At 66.3% G+C, this 19,945-nt stretch carries 21 protein-coding genes; 9 read left to right on the top strand and 12 right to left on the bottom strand.

Annotated elements, in window-relative coordinates:
* Positions 1 to 11 precede the first annotated feature (11 nt).
* From ABIC76_RS03065 to ABIC76_RS03055, 3 genes are read left to right on the top strand one after another with little or no spacing between them, the layout of a single operon-like run.
* Positions 12 to 926 carry an ABC transporter ATP-binding protein gene (locus ABIC76_RS03065; RefSeq protein ID WP_027679352.1) on the top strand — a complete coding sequence of 305 codons (915 nt, stop codon included), beginning with the start codon at positions 12 to 14 and terminating at the stop codon, positions 924 to 926.
* Positions 923 to 1,711 (top strand): ABC transporter permease, encoded by a 789-nt coding sequence (locus tag ABIC76_RS03060; protein WP_102065940.1) that lies wholly within the window; start codon positions 923 to 925, stop codon positions 1,709 to 1,711. The genes ABIC76_RS03065 and ABIC76_RS03060 overlap by 4 nt, the downstream gene beginning before the upstream one ends.
* On the top strand, positions 1,704 to 2,681 hold the full coding sequence (locus ABIC76_RS03055) for a type 2 periplasmic-binding domain-containing protein (RefSeq protein ID WP_354532924.1): 978 nt from the start codon (positions 1,704 to 1,706) through the stop codon (positions 2,679 to 2,681). Before ABIC76_RS03060 ends, ABIC76_RS03055 begins: the two co-directional genes overlap by 8 nt.
* Positions 2,682 to 2,709: 28 nt before the next feature.
* Here ABIC76_RS03055 and ABIC76_RS03050 read toward each other — a convergent pair whose 3' ends face one another.
* The 3 genes from ABIC76_RS03050 to ABIC76_RS03040 are packed head-to-tail and all read right to left on the bottom strand — an operon-like array spanning position 2,710 to position 5,037.
* On the bottom strand, positions 2,710 to 3,354 hold the full coding sequence (locus ABIC76_RS03050; RefSeq protein WP_045219594.1) for a methionine ABC transporter permease: 645 nt from the start codon (positions 3,352 to 3,354) through the stop codon (positions 2,710 to 2,712).
* Positions 3,347 to 4,213, bottom strand: a complete 867-nt coding sequence (locus ABIC76_RS03045; RefSeq protein ID WP_502947831.1) for a methionine ABC transporter ATP-binding protein — start codon at positions 4,211 to 4,213, stop codon at positions 3,347 to 3,349. Before ABIC76_RS03045 ends, ABIC76_RS03050 begins: the two co-directional genes overlap by 8 nt.
* 11 nt (positions 4,214 to 4,224) lie before the next feature.
* Entirely contained in the window at positions 4,225 to 5,037 is an 813-nt protein-coding gene (locus tag ABIC76_RS03040) for a MetQ/NlpA family ABC transporter substrate-binding protein (RefSeq protein ID WP_354532923.1), read from the bottom strand.
* A gap of 195 nt (positions 5,038 to 5,232) precedes the next feature.
* On the opposite strand from ABIC76_RS03040, the gene ABIC76_RS03035 reads away from it, so the two are divergent.
* The 4 genes from ABIC76_RS03035 to ABIC76_RS03020 all read left to right on the top strand — a co-directional run bounded on the left by ABIC76_RS03035 (position 5,233) and on the right by ABIC76_RS03020 (position 9,966).
* Entirely contained in the window at positions 5,233 to 6,579 is a 1,347-nt protein-coding gene (locus ABIC76_RS03035; protein ID WP_102065944.1) for an LLM class flavin-dependent oxidoreductase, read from the top strand.
* Positions 6,580 to 6,601: 22 nt separating this feature from the next.
* The gene (locus ABIC76_RS03030) at positions 6,602 to 7,819 is read left to right on the top strand and encodes an acyl-CoA dehydrogenase family protein (RefSeq protein WP_354532922.1); all 1,218 of its coding nucleotides are present in this window, start codon (positions 6,602 to 6,604) and stop codon (positions 7,817 to 7,819) included.
* A gap of 162 nt (positions 7,820 to 7,981) precedes the next feature.
* Entirely contained in the window at positions 7,982 to 8,866 is an 885-nt protein-coding gene (locus ABIC76_RS03025) for a LysR family transcriptional regulator (protein WP_354532921.1), read from the top strand.
* A gap of 146 nt (positions 8,867 to 9,012) precedes the next feature.
* Positions 9,013 to 9,966, top strand: a complete 954-nt coding sequence (locus ABIC76_RS03020) for an AEC family transporter (protein WP_354532920.1) — start codon at positions 9,013 to 9,015, stop codon at positions 9,964 to 9,966.
* Between the two features lie 27 nt (positions 9,967 to 9,993).
* Here ABIC76_RS03020 and ABIC76_RS03015 read toward each other — a convergent pair whose 3' ends face one another.
* Together ABIC76_RS03015 and ABIC76_RS03010 are read right to left on the bottom strand one after the other, a co-directional pair.
* On the bottom strand, positions 9,994 to 11,040 hold the full coding sequence (locus tag ABIC76_RS03015; protein WP_354532919.1) for an alpha/beta fold hydrolase: 1,047 nt from the start codon (positions 11,038 to 11,040) through the stop codon (positions 9,994 to 9,996).
* A gap of 35 nt (positions 11,041 to 11,075) precedes the next feature.
* Entirely contained in the window at positions 11,076 to 11,474 is a 399-nt protein-coding gene (locus ABIC76_RS03010; protein ID WP_354532918.1) for a cupin domain-containing protein, read from the bottom strand.
* Between the two features lie 328 nt (positions 11,475 to 11,802).
* Here ABIC76_RS03010 and ABIC76_RS03005 point away from each other — a divergent pair, with 328 nt between their 5' ends.
* Positions 11,803 to 12,054, top strand: a complete 252-nt coding sequence (locus tag ABIC76_RS03005; RefSeq protein ID WP_027679343.1) for a hypothetical protein — start codon at positions 11,803 to 11,805, stop codon at positions 12,052 to 12,054.
* Between the two features lie 58 nt (positions 12,055 to 12,112).
* Complete coding sequence (locus tag ABIC76_RS03000) at positions 12,113 to 12,895, top strand: alpha/beta fold hydrolase (protein WP_502947830.1); 783 nt, start codon at positions 12,113 to 12,115, stop codon at positions 12,893 to 12,895.
* 22 nt (positions 12,896 to 12,917) lie between these two features.
* Here the strand turns inward: ABIC76_RS03000 and ABIC76_RS02995 are convergent, their stop codons facing one another.
* From ABIC76_RS02995 to ABIC76_RS02965, 7 genes are read right to left on the bottom strand one after another with little or no spacing between them, the layout of a single operon-like run.
* Complete coding sequence (locus ABIC76_RS02995; protein WP_354532917.1) at positions 12,918 to 14,009, bottom strand: acyl-CoA desaturase; 1,092 nt, start codon at positions 14,007 to 14,009, stop codon at positions 12,918 to 12,920.
* Positions 13,993 to 15,123, bottom strand: a complete 1,131-nt coding sequence (locus ABIC76_RS02990) for a sterol desaturase family protein (RefSeq protein WP_354532916.1) — start codon at positions 15,121 to 15,123, stop codon at positions 13,993 to 13,995. The genes ABIC76_RS02995 and ABIC76_RS02990 overlap by 17 nt, the downstream gene beginning before the upstream one ends.
* Entirely contained in the window at positions 15,120 to 15,743 is a 624-nt protein-coding gene (locus ABIC76_RS02985; RefSeq protein WP_257878150.1) for a phosphatase PAP2 family protein, read from the bottom strand. The genes ABIC76_RS02990 and ABIC76_RS02985 overlap by 4 nt, the downstream gene beginning before the upstream one ends.
* Complete coding sequence (locus tag ABIC76_RS02980) at positions 15,740 to 17,050, bottom strand: F390 synthetase-related protein (protein ID WP_354532915.1); 1,311 nt, start codon at positions 17,048 to 17,050, stop codon at positions 15,740 to 15,742. Before ABIC76_RS02980 ends, ABIC76_RS02985 begins: the two co-directional genes overlap by 4 nt.
* Complete coding sequence (locus tag ABIC76_RS02975) at positions 17,047 to 17,853, bottom strand: MBL fold metallo-hydrolase (RefSeq protein ID WP_062738832.1); 807 nt, start codon at positions 17,851 to 17,853, stop codon at positions 17,047 to 17,049. The genes ABIC76_RS02980 and ABIC76_RS02975 overlap by 4 nt, the downstream gene beginning before the upstream one ends.
* Positions 17,831 to 18,844: an NAD-dependent epimerase/dehydratase family protein gene (locus tag ABIC76_RS02970; RefSeq protein WP_354532914.1), complete on the bottom strand. Its 1,014-nt coding sequence runs from the start codon at positions 18,842 to 18,844 to the stop codon at positions 17,831 to 17,833. The genes ABIC76_RS02975 and ABIC76_RS02970 overlap by 23 nt, the downstream gene beginning before the upstream one ends.
* Positions 18,841 to 19,827 carry a 3-oxoacyl-[acyl-carrier-protein] synthase III C-terminal domain-containing protein gene (locus ABIC76_RS02965; protein ID WP_102065956.1) on the bottom strand — a complete coding sequence of 329 codons (987 nt, stop codon included), beginning with the start codon at positions 19,825 to 19,827 and terminating at the stop codon, positions 18,841 to 18,843. Before ABIC76_RS02965 ends, ABIC76_RS02970 begins: the two co-directional genes overlap by 4 nt.
* Positions 19,828 to 19,945 lie beyond the last annotated feature (118 nt).

Here is a 19,945-nt window from a genome sequence, read left to right as displayed (position 1 = left end):
AGGACACGACGATGAGCAGCAAGATCGTGGCGCGCGGTGTGCGCATGGATTACAGCGTACGCAACGATGCAGGGCAACGGGAAGACGTGGCCGTTCTGCGGGACTTCGATCTGGACATTCGCGACGGCGAGTTTCTCTCGGTGTTGGGGCCGTCCGGGTGCGGCAAGTCGACGTTTCTCAGCATCCTGGCGGGGCTCACCGACCGCACCGGCGGCAGTATCCGTATCGACGGCCAGCCCCTCACGGGCATCAACCCGCAGCAAGGCGTGGTGTTCCAGGGCTACGCGCTGTTTCCGTGGCGCACGGTGCTGGAGAACATCGAAGTCGGTCTGGAGATTCGTGGCGTGCCCAAGGCGGAGCGCCGCCGCATCGCGCAGGAGCATCTGGAGCTGGTGGGCCTGACGGGCGCGGGTGCCCGTTATCCGCACGAGATTTCGGGCGGCATGAAGCAGCGTGTGGCGATTGCGCGCTCGCTGGCCTACAAGCCTGATGTGCTGCTGATGGACGAACCGTTTGCCGCGCTCGACGCGCAAACGCGCGAGATCCTGCAGGGCGAACTGCTGCGCATCTGGGAGCAGTACCGCAAGACCATCGTCTTCATCACGCACAGCCTGGATGAGGCCATTTTTCTGTCGGACCGCATCGCCGTGATGACGCGCCGGCCCGGCACCGTCAAGCAGATACTGGAGGTGCCGTTGCCGCGCCCGCGCCTGCCGGAATTGCGCAATTCAGAGGCGTTCGTCGCGCTGCGCCAGCAGGCGTGGGACATCCTCAAGGACGAAGTGCAGTTTGCCAACCCGGGCGCCGCTCCCCGGCCGCTTGGCGCCACTGCCGATCCGCGCGAGCGCGCGGAAGGCGAAGCCGTGCTGCACGCCGCAGAGCACGATGTCCGCGGCCAGATTGCCGTTGCGGAGGCCGCACGATGAGCACGCGCAAGTTGACCGCCCGTCTTGGCGATCACGCATGGGGGGTGGCCGGCATCGTAGGATTTTTGCTGCTATGGGAACTGGTGCCGCGCCTGGGCATCGTGAGCGATGCCTACCTGAGCCCGCCGTCGCAGGTGGCCGAGGCGATCTGGCAACTCGCGCATAGCGGGGCGCTTCTCAAGCACGTGGCCGCGAGTCTGCAGCGTTCCTTGTGGGGCTTGCTGCTGGCCATCGCGCTGGGTGTGACGCTGGGCTTGCTGATGGGCTGGTTCACGCGCTTCGAGGCGATTGTCGATCCCATCCTCCAGCTGTTTCGGCAGACCTCCGCATTTGCGCTGTTCCCGGTGTTCATCCTCTTTCTGGGGATCGGCGAGCTGTCCAAGGTGGCCATCATCTTCTGGGCTTCGTTCTGGCCGGTGCTGCTGAGCACGATCGGTGGGGTGCGGCAGGTCGACAAGTTGCTGATTCACTCGGCGCGCTCGATGGGCGCGTCGAACCTGTTCGTGTTCCGCAAGGTGGTGTTGCCGGCGGCCACGCCGTCGATCTTCACCGGCATCCGCCTGGCCGGTACGTATTGCGTGACGGCGTTGGTGGCAGCGGAGATGATCGGTGCGCATTCCGGACTGGGCTTCCTGACGCTGAATTCGCAGGAGGTGTTCCAGATTCCGACGATGTACGCGGGCATTCTTCTGCTGGCCGTGCTGGGGCTGGTGCTGAACACCATCCTGGCATCGATCGAGCGGCGCCTGACCCGCTGGCGCAAGGGCCTGACGCTCAATGCCTGAGCGTGCGCCCACATGGCGCGTGCCGATCGTGACCGCGCCGATTGCGCAGGCATGGCGCCTGCGCAGGCCGTGGCTGGCTGCGCTGGGCATTGCAGCGACAGGCGCGCTGGCCTGGTTCGGTGCGCCGGCGCTGATGTCCTACGTTCCGCATTGGCCCGAGCGCTTGCCCTTGCCGATGCAGGCCTGGCTGGCGCAGCGTCAAGCGGAGCCGGACTGGGCCGCATTGCCGCTCGGCCCGGTGCTGCGCGATGCGCAACGCAATGGTGAGCTGGTCGTGGCGGTGCGCGCCTATGCGCGGCCGGCTCCGCCCGGGGTGACCGCACCGATGGAGCCCGATCACTTTGATGCCGAATTCGCGGCCGCGCTGGCGCAGCACCTGCAATTGCAATTGCGGCTGGTCAACCTGCCGGCAGACGGCCTAGTGCCTCACGACGCGCATATCGACCTGATCGTCGCCGGCAGCCAACCGGCGCCCGCAGCGTGGCAGCCCGTACCCACGGCGTATACCGGCGGGAAGGGTGCGCTGGTGGTGCTGCGCAAGGCTCCGTATCGCTTCGCCGCCGATCTGCGCGCACGCACGGTCTGCGTTGCGCAGGGCAGCCCGTATGCCAGCGGATTGGCCGCGCGTGATGGCGCCATCCCCCGGCAATATCCGTCGGCGGTCCGTGCCATTTGGGGATTCCTTTCGGGCGAGTGCCAGGCGTTGGCAGACGATGCGCAAGCGCTGGCACGGCTGGTGCAATTGCCGGAATGGCGCTTCTACCGCACGCTGGAAGACGACATCGCCCCGGACAACACTGCGGCGCAGATCGTCTTGCGCACCCACGATGCCATGTCTGCCAACTATGTGGACCGTGCAGTGCGCGTCTGGAAGACCGGCGGTGCGCTGGCCCGCGCCCGGACACAGCGCGCCGGCGACATTGCCTTCGAGGTGAGCCAGTTGCAGGATGGGCTGGTCTGCCACAACTGACGGTATCGGCAGGCCTCGGCGGGCGCCGTCAGTGGCGGTGATCGAACTGGCGCGCCAGCCGCTCTCCGCCCAGTTGCACGGCCGTCACCAGCACGATGAGGATGGCGATGACGTTGAACATGACGGCGGTTTCGTAACGCTCGTAACCGTAGCGGATAGCGAGATCGCCCAGCCCGCCGGCGCCCACTGCACCTGCCATGGCGGAAGCGCCGATCATGGCGATGACCGTCACGGTGGCGCCGCCGATGAGCGCGGGCAGCGCCTCGGGCAGCAGCACGTGCCGCACGATGTGCCAGCGGCGGCAGCCCATGGCGCGCGCGGCCTCCACCAGGCCGCGATCGACCTCGTTCAGGCCCACCTGGGACACACGCGCAAAGAACGGAATCAGATGGGCGCTCAACGGCACCACAGCCGCCCACGTGCCCATGGTCGTGCCGACAATGAGCCGGGTGACGGGCAGCATCGCCACCAGCAGGATGATGAAAGGGATTGAGCGGAACGTATTGACCAGTACCGACAGCACGCGGTGCAGGCGCGGCCGTGGCCGCAAGCCGCCCGGCGCCGACGTGGTGAGCACGATGGCCAACGCCAGGCCGACGACGAATACCACCAGGCATGCGCTGCTGACCATCAAGAGCGTTTCGCCGAACGCGCGCAGGTATTTTTCAAGCATGGGCGTAAGCGCGACCCGGCGGATCGGCCAAGAGGGCAACAGGTTTGGCGGGCGTCATGCCAGAGCGTTGGCGCAGCGGACGCAGCAGTGCCAGCGTGGCATCTGCATGCGGATCGGCGAACACCTGATCGACCGTGCCGTGCTCGGCAATGCGGCCTTGGTCGAGCACCAGGACGCGATCGCAGGCGTCGCGGATCACCGCCATGTCATGCGTGACCAGCACGACGGTCAGCCCCAGGCGCCGGTTGATGTCGCCCAGCAGCAGGAGAATCTGTTCGGTGGTTTCAGGGTCCAGCGCAGACGTCGCTTCGTCGCACAACAGGATCTCCGGGCGATGCACCAGCGCGCGGGCAATGCCGACGCGCTGCTTTTGCCCACCGGAGAGCTTCGCCGGATACACGCCGGCCTTTTCGGACAGGCCGACCAGATCGAGCAGCTCTGTAACACGCGGCCCGATGGCTTCGCGCGGCACACCCGCCACACGAAGCGGCAGCGCAACGTTCTCGAAAACGGTCTTGGCCGACAACAGGTTGAAGTGCTGGAAGATCATGCCGACGCGCCGGCGGAGCGCGACCAGGCCGTCTTCGTCGAGGCGGCCGACATCGATGTCGTCGATGCGGATCGTGCCCGCGTCGGGGCGTTCCAGCATGTTGACCGTGCGCAGCAGCGTGGATTTCCCCGCGCCGCTGCGGCCGATGATGCCGAATACCTCGCCGCGCGCGATAGTGAACGAAATGCTGTCGAGCGCGAGCGTGCTGGCGCCGGGATAGGTCTTGCTGATGCGTTCGAACGCAATGTGCGGCGTGACCGGGGCTGCCGTGTTCGGCAATGCAGTGAGGTGCGGCGCGAGCGGGGGCATGATCGACTGCCTCAGAACGCCGGGATGACCGAGCCCTGGTACTTGCTCAGGATGAACTGGCGCACTTCTTCAGACTGATACGCCTTCACCAGCGGTGCCACCCACGGCGCGCTCTTGTCCTGTTCCCGGACCACGATCACGTTGACGTACGGATTGCGTTCCTTCTTCTCCACCGCAATGCCGTCACGCGTGGCAATCAATCCGGCCTGGTAGGCAAAGGTGTTGACGATGGCGGCCGTGTCGACATCGGGCAGCGAGCGCGAAAGCACGACCGATGCACTTTCCACCCACTCCAGCTTCTTCGGGTTGGCCGTCACATCGGCCAGCGTGGCCGTGCCGGTAAAGGGATCGAAGCCGTCGCGCAGTTTGATCAGGCCATGATCGCGCAGGATGACAAGCGCACGCGTCTGGTTGCTCGGGTCGTTGGGCAGGCCGATGCGGGCGCCCACCGGCAGGGCTTCGAGCGACTTGTATTTGCGCGAGTAGAACGCGATGGGCGAGATGAGCGTGTTGCCTACCGTCACCAGCTTGTAGCCGCGTTGCTTGATCTGGTCGCGCAGGAAAGGGATGTGTTGGAACGCATTGGCGTCGAGATCACCGTTGTTGAGCGCCTCGTTGGGGCTTGCGGTGCCGGTGATGACGATGGGCTGGACCTTCAGCCCCTGCTTTTCGGCCACGCGGGTGACGACCTCCCAGATTTCTTCATCAACACCGCCGCGCACACCGACCTTGATCGGTTTGTCTGCCGCCAGCACGGACCCGGCGGCCAGCGTCAGGGCAGTTGCAGCGGCCAGGAGGGCGTAAAAGAAAGGGCGTCGTTTCATGAGGCGGCTCGTGTGTTGTGAAGACGTGGCCCAGTCTAGAAGCGGCGTGCAGTGCTGGTCCACGAACAAAACCGAAGTAGCAAATTCGCAGCATGTTCACCGCCGTGAATCCGCATATCGAAGCAACGATTGCTTCGTTGGAGCGACACGGCATGGCCGGTATGGTGAGCGCTTGTCCAAGCGCCGAGGTTTCCCGTGAGCGACACGCAGGTACCGCGTCAATTGCACCTGAACGTCAACATCCTGCACTCCGGCTTTGTACCGTCGGCCTGGAGACTGGCCGAGAGCGATCCGTACGCCTTTGCCGACGTGCACCACTACGTGAAGGTGGCGCGGATTGCCGAGGCGGCCAAGTTCGATGCCGTGTTCCTGGCAGACAACGCCGCCATCGTCGATCAGATCCACTTCCGGCCGATCACCGCGCTGGAACCCACCGTGTTGCTGGCCAGCATCGCAGCGGCCACCACGCACATCGGCCTGATCGGCACGGCCTCGACCAGCTACAACGAGCCTTTCAACATCGCCCGGCGCTTTGCCACGCTCGACCATGTGAGCGGCGGCCGCGCGGGCTGGAACGTGGTCACCACCGCCGATCTGCCGTCGGCACGCAATTTCGGCCGGGACACCGTGCCCGACCACACCGAGCGCTATGCCCGCGCCGATGAATTCACGAGCGTCGTCAAGGATCTCTGGAACAGTTGGGAAGACGATGCCTTTGTCGGCGACAAGGCCGGCGGCAGCTTTGTCGATGTGCGGAAGGTGCATCCCATCGCCCATCGTGGCGAGTTCTTTCGTGTGCAGGGTCCCTTGAACCTGCCGCGTTCTCCACAGGGCTATCCGGTGCTGGTGCAGGCGGGCGGTTCGGCCGATGGCCGCGAACTGGCCGCGCGCCACGCGGAGGCCGTGTTCTCCGCATCGCAAGGCTTTGAAGAAGCGCTGGCCTATGCGCGTGGACTCAAGGCGCGCGCGCAGGCATTGGGGCGAGGGCCGGAGGCGATTCGTGTGTTGCCCGGTTTGACCACCATCATCGGGCCCACACAGGCGGAGGCCCGCGCGCGGCGCGATGCATTGGTCGACCTGATCCCATGGGATTACAGCCTCACGCGGCTGGCCGGCACGCTCGGTGTGCCCGTCGAGCGCCTGCAACTCGACGCACGCCTGCCGGACGACTTGCCCTTGCCCAACAACGGCAACGGCAATCACACGTTTTTCAACGCCACACTGGCATTGGCGCGCAGTCAGCAATTGACCGTCCGCGAACTGATTCGCGAACTGGCCGGCGGTGGCGGGCATCGCGTGCTGGTGGGCACGCCCGAGCAGATCGCCGACGACATCGAACACTGGTTCCGCCACGGCGCGGCCGACGGCTTCAATCTCATGCCCGACGCCTTGCCGGGCGGGCTGCAGGACTTCGTCGATGGCGTGGTGCCCATCCTGCAGCAACGCGGGCTGTTTCGAACCGAATACGCCGGACACACGCTGCGCGAGCATTTCGGCCTCGCGCGGCCTGTCGGTCGCCCGACCAATCGCGCGGCTGCATAGCCGCTTTCATCGTGCTGATCTTATGAACACGCCACGCGATCTTCATCTCCCCGACCGCCTGCGGGAAGCCCTTGCCGACCTGCCTGCCCTGGCCGAGCGCATCGGAACGGATGCTGCTGCACGCGAAGTGCGGCGCGTGCTGCCGTACGAAGCCTTTGCGCACTTTCGCGCGTCGGGTCTGGGTTTGCTGCGCATTCCCGTGGAGTGGGGCGGTCTGGGCGGCTCGCTCGTCGACCTGTTCGAGACGATCAGCACGCTGGCCGCTCACGAATCGAACGTGGCGCATGCGTTGCGCATTCATTACGACCTGACCGAGGTCATCCGTCTGTCGCCGCTCGATGCGTTTCACCGGACGCAGTTGGATCGGCTGCTGGAGGGCGCCCTCTTTGGCGGCGGTTCAACCGAGCGCGGCACGTCGCGCCCGGGGGAGGTGACCACGACCCTCCAGCGCGACGGCGCCAACTACCGCCTCAGCGGCCGCAAGTACTACACCACCGGCACGGCGTTCGCCGATTACGGCCGCTTCAATGTCAACGATGACGCAGGCGGCAACGTGCAGATCATCATTCCGGTCACGCGCGAGGGCGTGAAAGTGATCGACGACTGGGACGGGATGGGCCAGCGCATGACGGCCAGCGGCAGCATCGTGTTCGAGCACGTGCAGGTGCGCGCAGACGAGGTGGCCTCGCGCGTCAGCAGCTCGCTGGTGGGACGCCATACCGGTGCACTGCGCCAGTTGCATCTGGTGGCCGTGGCGGCAGGCATTGTGCGCAATGTGGCGGCCGACGCGCGGCGGTATGTGGTCAATCATGGGCGGCCGGTGTTGCACAGCCCGGCGCCGTCTGCGCGGGAGGACCACTTCATCCAGCAGGTGGTGGGCGACATCGCCGCACATAGCCATGCCATCGATGCCCTGGTGCGCGAGAACGCGCGCGTGCTGGATCGATCCGCCGACGCCATCCGCAATGAAGCGGAAAACGCCGACGCACTGGTGCTGGAAGGCGCGCTGGCGACGGCGCAAACGCAGTTGGTTGTCGGCAAGCTGGCGCTGCATGCCGCGCAGCAGCTCTTTGAAGCGGGCGGTGCATCCATGACGGCGCGCGTGCACAACTTTGACCGGCACTGGCGCAACCTGCGGACGATCTTCAGCCACAACCCGTTGCTGCACAAGGCGCGGGTGGTGGGGGATTACCACCTGAATGGCGAAACGCAGCACCTGAAGGAAGGCCGCGTTTTCTGACCATTGAGCCGGTGCTGCCCCAGCTGCGCCGACCAGCCATGGCGGCAAGCGCCGTGGCCCAGCGCGTGGCGTGAACGGATGCGGGCCGGCAGGGCGCTGGCGCCGCGGCATGCGGCGGGAGGTACGATGCGCTTCTGTACCGGACCCGAATTTGCCTCTGCCATGTCTCTCCGCGCCTTGAGAACCCTCGTTGCCATCGCCCGCCATCGCACGTTTGCGCGCGCCGGGGAGGCCATCGGGCTCACGCAATCCGCTGTCAGCCTGCAGGTGAAATCGCTGGAGGAGGAGTTCAACGTCCGGCTGTTCGACCGCTCGCGCCGCGAGCCCGCGCTGACCGAGGCGGGTCGCATCGTGCTCGCCCAGGCCGAACAGATTCTCGCCCTGTATGACCGCATTCCCGATGCTCTGAGCGATGAGAAAGCGCTGGTCGGCCGGTTGCGCATTGGTGCCATCCAGACGGCGCTGTCGGGGCCGCTGCCCAATGCGTTGCTGGCCCTGCGGACGGCGCATCCAGGCCTGCGCGTGCACGTGGCTGCGGGCATGTCGGCAGAGCTTGCGCAACGCGTGGCCGATGGCGAGCTGGATGCCGCGATCACGTCACACCCAGTGCGGCCGCATCCGGCGGAACTGGTCTGGACGACGCTGTATGAAGACCGCTTCTGGCTGCTCGCGCCCGCGCAATACGCCGAGCGCGACGCGCGTGCATTGCTGACCGAACTACCGTTCATCCGCTTCGATGCGCAGGCCTGGGCCGGCCGGATGATCGCTTCCGAACTGCGTCGCCTGGGCGTGCGGGTGCGTGAAGAAATGGTGCTGGACAACAAGGACACGATCGTGCGGATGGTGGCCAGTGGATTGGGGGCCGCCGTGGTGGCGCTTTCCGACGCCGAGTTGACGCAATTGCCGCCCATCGCGCGACTGGCATTCGGGCAACCGCAATTGCATCGCGCGGTGGTTCTGCTTGAACACCAATCGCGGGCGGCACAGCGCTTTACGCAGGCGTTGGCCGACGCCGTCGTCGCTTCTGCAATGAGAATTTCTCATTGATCGTAGGATAAATAACAATTATTGCTGCTGCGACTGCGTGATAGCTTGGTGGTGTTCCTGATTTTCTTCGAGCACCTCATGTCGTTCCGCACGTTCTTCTGCCTCTCATCCACATTGCGGGTACGCCAAGGTGCGGGAGCACGGCCATGACCGCTGCCATCCTGCTGGCGCTCGCGCCGGTTGCCCTTCTGGTTGCGCTCGGCCATTGGCTCAAGCGCTCCGCTTTCATCGCTGAAACCTTCTGGCCGCAGGCTGAGCGGCTCTGCTACTACGTCCTGCTGCCGTCGCTATTCATGCATGGGTTGGCCACGGCGCATATGCAGGCTTTGCCCGTGCTGCCGCTGGTGCTGACGTTGATCGGCGCGACATTGCTGGTGGCCGTCGCGCTGATGCTGGCCCGACCGTGGATGCAGGTGGACGGGGCGGCGTTCACCTCGGTATTCCAAGGGGCCGTGCGGTTCAACAACTACGTCGGCGTGTCGCTCGCCACGGGCCTCTTCGGCGCCAAGGGGATTGCGCTCGCCGCGGTATGCAACGCGGCGATCGTGCCGACCGTCAATCTGCTGTGCGTGCTGGTCTTTGCCCGCTATGGCGCGGTGCGGCTCACCGGCCGTGCACTGGCGCGTCAGATCGTGACGAATCCGCCGGTGGTGGCCTGCACGCTGGGCATTGCCATGCAGGCACTGGGCCTGCAGATGCCTGTGGCGATCGAGCCGGCGGTGCGGGCGCTCGGCCTGGCATCGATGCCGTTGGGCCTGTTGTGCGTGGGTGCGGCGCTGAACTTCAGCGGCGTGCGTTCGTGGGCGCAGCCGGTGCTCGTGTCGTCGGTCATCAAGTTCCTGGCGATGCCCGTGCTGACGCTTTCCCTTGGTCACGCGCTAGGCCTGACCGATGCCGCATTGATCGTAGCGCTGCTGTTCCAGGCGCTGCCCACGGCATCTTCGTCGTACATCATGGCGCGCCAGCTGGGCGGTGACGCGCCGCTCATGGCCGGCATCACCGCGGCGCAGACGGTGATGGCCGCGGCGGCCATGCCGGCCGTGATGACGCTGCTGGCGCTCACACGCGGATTGCCCCAAGGATTGCTCTCGGCGCTGTGAGCCGCATGCGTCGGTCGCCTCGATGCGCTACAGCTTCACCACATCCAGCATGGCTTGCGCAAACGCCTTCGGTGCTTCCTGGGGCAGGTTGTGCCCGATGCCACCACCGATGTTGCGGTGCTGGTACTTGCCCGTGAACTTCTTCGCGTAAGCCGACGGCTCGGGGTGCGGTGCGCCGTTGGCGTCCCCTTCCATGGTGATGGTGGGCACCGTAATGGCGGGCCCGGTGGCCAGGCGTTGTTCCAGCGCGTCGTACTTCGTTTCACCCTGCGCCAGCCCCAGGCGCCAGCGGTAGTTGTGGATGACGATGTCGACGTGGTCGGGGTTGTCGAACGCGGTGGCGCTGCGGTCGTACGTGGCGTCGTCAAACTTCCACGTGGGCGACGCCAGCTTCCAGATCAGCCGGTTGAATTCCTTGCAGTTGGCGGCGTAGCCCTGCGCGCCGCGTTCCGTCGTGAAATAGAACTGGTACCACCACGCAAATTCCGCGGCCGGCGGCAGCGGCTTGCGGTTCGCCTCCTGGCTGCCGATCAGGTAGCCGCTCACAGACACCAGCGTCTTGCAGCGTTCCGGCCACAGCGCTGCAATGATGTCTGCCGTGCGCGCGCCCCAGTCGTATCCGCCAAAGTGCGCCTGCTTGATCTTCAGCGCGTCCATGAACGCGATGATGTCGGCGGCCAGCGCAGCCTGCTGCCCGTTGCGGGGCGTGTCTGCCGAGCGGATGCGCGTCGTTCCATAGCCGCGCAGGTACGGCACCAGCACGCGATAGCCCGCCGCCGCCAGCGCGGGCGCGACTTCTGCATAGCTGTAGATGTCATACGGCCAGCCATGCAGCAGGATCATCACGGGGCCGTTCTTGGGGCCCAGGTCTGCATAGCCGATGTTGAGCACGCCGGCATCGATCTGTTGCAGCGCGCCGAACGGGTTGGCCTGCCCGCTCAGCAGCGTGCTTGCGCTGGAGGACGGTGCCGGTTGCGCCTGCACGAGTTCGGCCAGCCCGAGATCCAGCACACCAATGCTGGCGATGGTGGTGCCCAGAAGGCGGCGACGGCGGAGGTTGACGGGGTTCGACATGGGGGTTCTCTCTTTGTGGGGGAGGGGACAGCGGGTTAGTGAACAAGCGTGACCAGCGGCTCACCGGACTTCACGACATACGTCGCCAGTTCCGAGGCCTTGCCGCTGCCGACGTTTCTTGCCGAGTGCGCAACGCCTGCCGGAATGAACAGCGAATCGCCGGCTTGCAGCGTCACGGGCGGCTGGCCCTCCAGCCGGTATTCGATCGTGCCTTGCAGGACGTGGGCGATTTCCTCGCCGGGGTGGACATGTGCGGGGGCAAACGCACGCTCGTCAAAATCCACACGCACTTGCAGGGTCTCGCGGCCAGGCGTGCTCAGGTCGTGATGGACGAGGTCGGTCCGATGCACGCCGGCGGCTTGCGCAAATGCGTTGTGCGCACCTAGCGCGCCTGCGAGTACGAGCAAGGTTGCGGTCAATCGATTCGGTTGCATGAGGGCTCCAGTGATCAAGGATGGATGACGAGGCGGGGTCTTGCTCTCCTCGTTTCCAGCATTGGGCGCCCGCGATGTATCCGGTCGGTTTCACGATGCCGCCGATTTGTATTGCTTTGTAGCAACGAGCATCGATGGACGGGGTTTTGTATGCGTTTGTATCCGGTGGCGGCTCCGGTACACGTCCAGACAAAACGGGCAGCACGTCGCTACGTGGCGGATACGTGCGGCGCCTTAAATGCATTCCGTGGCCACGACGCCGGCCTGATGCCAAGCAAGGCACCGGCGGGCCGCAATCCCAACCCAACTGTTCAAAAGGAAAACGATCATGACCCGCAATCTCGCCAAGACCCTTGCTGTTGTTGCCCTCGCTGTGGCCGCTGCCGGTGCGCAAGCCGCTTCATCCGTCGGCGCCCGCGACCCGTACACCGAAGGCGCCCGCGCCGTGCAGAGTGCGGTGGATGCCTACACCGAGGGCGCGCGTTCGTCCGACGTCTATACGGACGGTGCGCGCTCCACCGACATCTACACCGACGGTGCCCGCAGCGCGAACCCGTACTACGACGGTGCGCACGCCTGACGCGGCGGCACGCGCAACCCCATCCCACTGAGAACCGAACAGACAACAAGGACCCGACATGTTCAACCGCAAAGCCGTCTCCATCGCAGTGCTGGCACTCGGCATGGCCGCCAGTGCGCCCCTGTTGGCCGCCACGGCAGCCGACGCCGATCAACCTTCCGTCGTGATCGTGCACGGCGCCTTCGCCGATGGGTCCGACTGGGCCAAGGTGATCCCGCTGCTGCAGGCCAAGGGCGTGAAGGTGCAGGCGGTGCAGAACGGGCTGAACTCGCTGGCCGATGACGTGGCTGCCACGCGCCGCGCCATCGGCAACCAGCCGGGCAAGGTCGTGCTGGTGGGGCATTCATGGGGCGGCACGGTCATCACCGAAGCCGGTGCGGACAGCAAGGTTGCGGGCCTGGTGTACGTGGCGGCGTTTGCGCCGGACGCCGGCCAGTCGACGGAAGAGGTGGGCAAGGACTACGCGCCTGCGCCGGGCATCGGCAAGCTCGTCGCTGACGCCAACGGCTATCTGTCACTGCCCGCTGCGGCGCTGGCGAGCGACTTTGCACAGGACGTGCCGGCAACGCAGGCGCGCGTGATGGCTGCGACGCAAGGTCCCATCAAGGCCTCGGCATTTGGCGAGCGCACCACGGTGGCGGCATGGCAGAGCAAGCCGTCGTGGTTTATCGTCAGCGCACACGACCGCATGATCCAACCGGATCTGGAGCGCGCCATGGCTAGGAAGATTGGCGCCAAGGTCACGACGCTACCAACGAGCCACGTGCCGCAGCAGTCGCGGCCGCAGGATGTGGCCAAGGTGATTCTGGACGCGGTGCACGCGGTCGAGGCGCGCAACTGAGGCTGCGCCTGTTGCCTGCGCGTCAGTTCGGGCGTTGGCCCATGGCGCGCAGGAAGGTCTGCTGCGCAGTCAGCAACTCGCGGTAGGTGAGCGTTCGGTAGTCAAGTCCATGAGCGCGCGCCACCTCCGCCACACGTGCGGCCAGCGCCGGATAGTGCCGGTGGCTATACGTCGGGAAGAGGTGATGCGTCAGGTGCCAGTTCAGGCCCCCGAGCCAGTAGCCGATCCACGCCGGTTGCGGTCGCCAGTCGCACGCGGTGTGGAATGCATGCTCGTGCCATGTGTGGGGCAGCTGGCCGGATTCGGGTGGCAGATAGAACGTCACGTCTGCCCAGTGCGTGCCCAGGATCAACGCGACCAGCACGCATGACGCCAGCATCTGCCCCGCGAAGTAGCCGAACGCCACCCAGCCCCAGCCGAGGCCGAGCCGATGTGCCACCCAGGCCGGCACCGCCACGGCAATCAGCAAGTGCAGCGCCTTCGCAGACAGGAACGTCACCCAGCCACGCGGGCCGGGCAACACGCGATCCGCTGCCAGCGGCGTGAGGCCAAGGCGATCCGACCAGTCGTAGATCCAGTTGATGTAAGGCAGCGACAGTGCGGCAATCAGCGGCCAGTAGCGATGCTGATAGCGAAACTGCGGATACCACGGCTGAAAGGGCGTCTGCCGCAGGAAGCGGTTTGCAGCGGTGTCGAGGTCGTAGTGCTCCACGTTGGCATGCGCGTGGTGATAGTGCACGTGGCGCACCGTCCAGTAGGCCGGTTCGATGCCGAGCGGGATGGCGGTCATACGCGTCATGAGGCGGTCCAGCCATGCCCAGGGGGAGAGCGCCCGATGCGCGCCGTCGTGCAGCACGTTCATGGCCAGCAGCATCGCGATGAACGGAAAGGCCATGTAGGCGAGCACGAATGTGGTCGCACTCGTGGCCGTCATCATGACGCCATACAGCAGCGCGGATACCACAACGAGCAGGGTGCCCTTGGCAATGAACTGCACATCGGCAAAGCGATGGTCGCCGTGCGCCTGCAGATGGTCGTGCGCGGCACGGCGCAAATCTTCGGCCAGCGACGAGGCGCGCGGTGAAGCGTAGCGGAGCTTAGCGAGATTCGGCATGTGGCGAAGAAGAGAGCGGCGATTCGGTCCGCAGCGCGTGCCACAGTCCGCAAGCAAGACCATGCAACCCGAGCGCATCCGCCAACGTGTCGGACAATGCATCGCCCGCGCCGCATATGCCGATCATCAGCACGGGCAGCGCAAGCGCCAGCAGCGGCCAAAGCCAGCGTCCCCAGCCGCGCCCATCCGACAAACCGCCCATCGCCAGCGTGAGCAGCAGGATGAGCGCGAACCAGACCGCTTGCCAGTGCCCGGGCCACAGGCCGTCGGTGCGCACATAGTCGATCACCACGCCAAACAGCAGCACACCGCCGGTGGCGATCCAGCCGGCGGGCGTGGTGCGCGTATCGCGTTGCAAATGCGGCGTACGCAGCCCCAGCCATTGCAATGCCGGCACCACGTTGGCCCAGAACGGGTTGTCGCTGTGGGTGGGCTTGTGCACACCGTAGCGGATCGGCACGTCCGCCAGCGCGCGCTGATAGGTGCCAAACAGCTTGTCCCACAGCAGCAGCGTGCCGCCGAAATTGCGGTCGATGTATTCCGGGTTGCAGCCGTGATGCACGCGGTGGTTGGCGGGCGTGACCATGAAGCGGTCCAGCACCCCCGAGCGGCCGACCAGTCCGCAGTGGTTGTAGAACTGCACCGAGTAATGCAGGCCCGACACCGCCACGAACATTTCCGGCGTGACGCCCAACAGCGCCAGCGGCACGAAGAACGGCAGCGATGTCAGCGACGACAGCCACGCGTTGCGCACGCCCAGCGACAGGTTGAAATGCTCGCCCTCGTGATGCACGGCGTGGATCGCCCACAGAAAGCCGAGCTTGTGGTGCATGCGGTGCAGCCAGTAGAAGCCGAGATCCCAAGCGACAAACGCGAAGGCCCAGCCCGCAACCGGATGCCAGCCATCCACCCAATGCAGGCTGGCATGGGCATATAGCCACGTGAAGCCGGCGACTTCCACGCCGCGGCACAGCCACATCAGCACGTGGCCAGAGTTGAGGTTGAGGATCACGTCGCGCCACGGCAGCGGCTGACCGCGCCACCACTTGAGCGCAGCCAGTTCCAGCAGCACGCAGCCGAGCATCAATGCAAGCGGCAGGGCAAAGGCATTCATGTGGACACCGGTTCGATAGAGAGCGTTGACGCCCGCCGCGCCAACCATAGACGGACAGCCGCACCGCACAGCACGCCCACGGCTACGCCAGCCGACAGGTCAAGTGCGACGTGCCGGCGCGTCTGGATCGTGGCGTACAGGATGCCGAGCCCCCAGGCGGCGGCGAGCGCCGTGCGCATCGGCCTGCGCGAATCCGCCAGTGCCCACATCGAGAGCAGCGTAAGCGCCCCATGCAGCGAGGGCAGGCAGTTCTGGCTGGAATCCATGGCGATCAGCATGCGCTGCACGCTGCCCGGCAACGATGCATCCGCCAACGGCGGGTAGTGCAGCGTGGTCGGCCACAGCATGAACACCGCACCGCTCACGAGCGCGCTCATCTGCATGGCGCGTTCCAGCCAGGGCAGCCGCGACATGTCGGCCTGCAAGTACGCCAGCGGAATCAGCACGAAGAACGACACGTACAGCCAGATGCCCGAGGTGCTGAACGGAATGGCGCGGTCCAGTGCAGTCTCGGGCACGATCGTGCCAACGCCTTGCAGCGCTCCGCAGAGGCCATAGACGAGGCCCACCGAACACCAGCCCAAGGCCATATGACGCAGGCGCGTGGCGAGCGGACTCATCGTGCCGCTCCCGGCGCCGCGAGCCGGACGATGCGGCGGCGCTTGGTGGTGAAATCGGTGGCGATGCGCTCGGGCGTGGCGTGCCACGTCACGCGCGATGCATCGACGCCCTGGCAGGCGAAGACATCGGCCAGGTGCGCCCGGCACGCGCGTGCAATGTCGGCGTCGGCTGGTTGAATGGACAACGCGAGCGTGTTCGCATCGGTCTGCACCAGGCGATAGTCTGCGTGGAGCGGCAGCGCCTGTGCCAGCGCCCGCGAACACACGTCGGCAAACAGCGTGACAGTGCCGCCGCCCAGCGCGGGCAGGACGAGCGTATCGTCGCAGCGGCCTTCGATGCGCTCGATGGCCATCGCCGGATTGCCGCAGGGGCAAGCGCCCAGCGCCGGCTCGCGGAGGATGAGGATGTCATCCAGTCGGTAGCGCACGATGGGCTGCGTGCTGCGTGTGAAATCGGTAATGACGGGGACGAAGCGGCGCGCGTCCAGCCATTGCGGCTCGATGTGCACGTGCGCTTCGTTCAGGTGCAGCGTGCCGTGCGGGCAGGTCGCGCCCAGAAAGCCTTCGGTGGCCTGGTAGACCTCGCCGACGTTGCCAAAGGCCTGCGCAAGCAGTGCGCGGTCCATCGGTTCCAGCACTTCGGCGCCGGACAGCACCTGCACGGGCGCGATGTCGAGCCGGCCGGCCAACTTCTCCATCGCGAGGGCACGCAGCACCTGCGCCGGCCCCACGATGATGGTCGGCTGCAATGCTTCCAGCGGCGCGCGGTGCGATGCGAACGGCGCGAACAGATCAAAGAACGAGAACGTCAGCCACGGGTTGCGCACGGCCGTGTACAGATTGCTGTTGGCGCGCAGGAACAGGGCGACGCGCTCGCCATGCAACAGCCCGCGCGGCAGCAGCTTGGCGAGCAGGACGCCGGCCCACTGCGCACGCTCGGTCGGGCTCACGACGAATACGCCGCGTCCGCCGGAGGTGCCTGACGACAAACCCACCGAATACGCACCGACCGTCGGCCGGAAATCGCGTGACTGCTCGGCCTGTTGCGCGCAGGTCAGCACGTCGTTCAGGCGCAGGCCGGCGGTGTTCATGGCGTCGAAATGGGCCATCATCGTGGCCTTGTCCATCAACGGCCATTCCTGCATCGGCTTCGATGCGAACGGGCGGAAATACGGGCTGCGAGTCAGCACGCGTTGCGTGAAGCGCGAGATCTGCCGCTGCTGGTGCGCTTCCAGCGCGGCGCGATCAGGCAGCCGCAGCCGGCGCGTTTGCCAGTACGACCACAGCAGGCGGTGCAACGCCGTCACAACGCCCCCTCATGTGTGAGCAGGATGCGTACGTGGCCGCCCGCATCGAGCGCGTGCAGCTTGCGCAGCGTGTCGAAGTAGGCATGGCGGTCTTCCATGATCGAATACGCCAATACCGATGGCCCGCGCAGTTCGCGATAGCTCAGCGGCGACCAGGCGGCGTCGGCCGCCAGCAGCACCCAGCCTTCCTGCGTGCGCACGAACGCGCCAAGGTGCCCGGCGGCGTGGCCGGGCAGCGGCACGAGCAGCACGTCGCCGTTGCTGTCGGGCAAGGCCCAGGCGGATGTGAATGGCGCCAGCTCCGGTGGCAGGGCAACTTGCTCGAACTGTTCGACAAAGCGCGTGCGCGTTTCAAAATCTTCCGGAATCAGCCCCGGCACGAAGGCGCGCCGCAACGCGGAAACGCCACGCAGTGCGCGCAGGTGCATCCATCCTTCGCCGGAGCAGATGACCGGCACGCCCGGAAAGTCGCGCAGGCCGGCAACGTGGTCACCGTGGAAATGCGAGACGATCAATCCATCCAGATCAGCCGGGCGCACGCCCTGTTGCGCAAGCTGCGCCGCCATGGATTCCGACGTGTCGAAATACACGGGCGTGACCTTGCGATAGATCGCAAACAGGCCGCTGCGCGTGTGGTCATGGAAATGCGAGGCATAGCCGGTGTCCCACAGCCAGCGCCGCCCGGCGGCTTCGATCAGCCAGGCGCGTGCGGGAAACGCGCAGGTGCGCAGGCCCGCGCCGCGCAGCGCCACACACGCGGTATGCGTGCAGTACCCGGCTTCAAAAACGGACAACGTTGCCATGTTCACGTAACCAGTGAGCCGTGCGGCGAATGCCTTCGGCCATGTCGATGGGCGGCACGTAGCCGAGTTCGATGCGCGCGCGGTCGTTGGCGAGCGTCATGTCGTAGTGCAGGGCCGCAGCGCTGTAGCGCGTGAGCAGCGGCTCACGGTGCGTGACGGCGCTGCCGGCTTCCATGACGCGTGCGGCCAATGCCATGGCCGGATACGGCACCGCGCGGATGCGATAACGCAGGCCGAGCTGCTGCCCCAGCAGTTCATCGAGGAGATCGCGCAGCGTGGCAGGCGCATGGTTGGTGATGTTGTAGGCGGCGCCGGAAGGCACGCTCGCCGTGGTGGCGCACTGCATGGCATGCACCACGTTTTCCAGATAGGTCAGGTCCATGCGTGCCGCGCCGCCACGGGGCAGGGGCAGTACGCCGCCGCGCAGCTCCAGCAAGTGCAGGATGCGCGGCAGGACCACGCGATCGTGCGGGCCGAACAGCCCGCGCGGCCGCAGGATGACGAAGTGCGTGCGGTGCTGCGTGGCGACCTGCTGCTGGATGGCCGCCTCTGCCAGCATCTTCGTCGCCGCGTAATGATTGGCGAAGCGCGCGGGGCGATAGCTCTCGGGCAGATCGGCGTGATGCTGGTAGTCGAAATAGATCGACGGTGTAGAGATATGCACGAAGCGGCGGACGCCACGCTTGACGGCACCTTCGGCGAGCGCCGCCGTAGCGCGCACATTGGCCGCGTAGAAGTCCGCATACGCGCCCCACGGCGATGACAGCGCCGCGCAATGCCAGACCGTGTCGACACCGTCGAGCAGCGCATCCAGCGTGGTGGGTGTCAGCTGTGCCAGATCGGCCGGCACATAGTCTGCGCCACGGGCGGCAAAGGCGTCGCGTTGCGTGGCATCGCGCCCCGTCGCGCGCACGCGGGCGCCTTGCGCGAGCAGCGCGTCGACCGCGTTGCGGCCGAGCCCACCGGTGGCGCCCGTCACCAGCGTCGTCATAGCGTCAGCACCATGCCGCCGAGCGTCAGGCCGGCCGCCGTGCCGACCAGCAGCACCGGTTTGCCGGGCTCGATGCGTTGGGTCGTCACCGCTTCATGCAGCGCGGTGGGAATCGACGCGGCTACCTGGTTGCCGTGCTGCGCGTAGATATCGACCACGCTGGCTTCCGGCACGCCCAGCCGTTTGCGCAGATGCTGCATCCCCAGGTGGCTTGCCTGGTGCGGCACGACGACATGCATGTCGCCCAGCGTGTATTGGCTGCCCGCGAACAGCCGATCGAGGAAACCGTCCATCAGTTGCGAGGCGAGCTTGAATACGCGCTTGCCATCCATGTGGAACAGGTAATCGGTCGGTTGCGCGCCGGTGCGCGGGTTGCGGCGCGTGCCGCCCGCGCGGATTTCGCAGTAGGTTTTGCCGGCGGGGTAGGTCTCCATGCGGTAGGCGTGGATGCCCGCGCCGGATATCGACGGTGCTGCCTCGATGATGACCGCCGCTGCCCCGTCGCCGAATATCAACGCCGTCTCGGCATCGTCCCAGTCGATGCCGCGCGAGGCGAGGTCGGACGCCACCACGGCGATGCGTTTGTACGCGCCCGTCGTCAGGAGGCTGCCCGCCACATGCAGCGCCGTCACGAAGCTCAGGCAACTCGCGTTGACGTCAAACGCGGGCGTGCCGGCCGGCAGCCCGGCGGGCTCGAGGATGCGCGCGGCCGTGTTGGGTAGCGCCTGTTCCTGCACGCCCGAGGCGGAAATCAGCAGGTCGATGGACGCGGCCGGAACATCGGCGCGGCGCAGTGCATCGCGCACGGCAGCGCCGGCGAGTTCCGACTGGTGCTCGGCCAGCGTGGCATGGTGGCGAACGTCGATGCCGGACTTCTTGCGCACGTACCCTGCCCGATGGCCCAGGCGGGCATCCAGTTCAGCGGACGTGACCTGTTGTTCCGGCAGTGCCTTGCCGGTGGAAAGCAGATGAATCGGCAGCATAGATGCGGGCACGCACGCGGTGCGCGGCCCTGTTCCCTCTTCCGGCTGCGGGCGGCGCGGGGCGCATGCCGCAGCGTAATGATCTTGTCTTGTTGTGCCGCGATTCTAGCGGGTGCGG

It is taken from the genome of Ralstonia sp. 1138, assembly GCF_040544795.1.
GTDB lineage: Bacteria > Pseudomonadota > Gammaproteobacteria > Burkholderiales > Burkholderiaceae > Ralstonia > Ralstonia flatus.
Note: the sequence above shows the minus strand (reverse complement) of the source record. Positions and strands in the feature narration are given on the sequence as shown.